Origin of the sequence: Ectothiorhodospira shaposhnikovii, from assembly GCF_022227765.1 — a bacterium.
Lineage (GTDB): Bacteria > Pseudomonadota > Gammaproteobacteria > Ectothiorhodospirales > Ectothiorhodospiraceae > Ectothiorhodospira.
In genome coordinates this window covers 1-280 of the sequence record NZ_JAJMLZ010000039.1, presented here as the reverse complement: position 1 = coordinate 280, position 280 = coordinate 1, and the positions used below count along the sequence as shown (strand labels likewise).

Sequence of the window (280 nt, the reverse complement as noted above, 5' to 3'; positions counted from 1 at the left end):
CGGACTGAACAACCTTCGTGACATCACCCTCTCCCGGGATTACGGCGCCATCTGCGGCTACACCGACGAGGACATCGATACCGTCTTTGCCCCCGAGTTACCGGGCCTGGATCGGGATCAGATCCGGCAGTGGTACAACGGTTATCGCTGGGGGGATGAGCGGTTGCCCTCGGTCTACAACCCCTTTGACGTACTGTTGCTGTTCCAGGAGCGGGAGTTCCGGCCTTACTGGTTCGAAAGCGCCACTCCCTCATTTCTGGTCAAGCTCTTGTCGGAGCGG

Annotated in this window: 1 pseudogene; it reads left to right on the top strand. The window is 59.6% G+C overall.

The window, feature by feature from the left end:
- Positions 1-280: pseudogene (locus LQD11_RS15470) on the top strand (hypothetical protein); the annotation flags it as partial.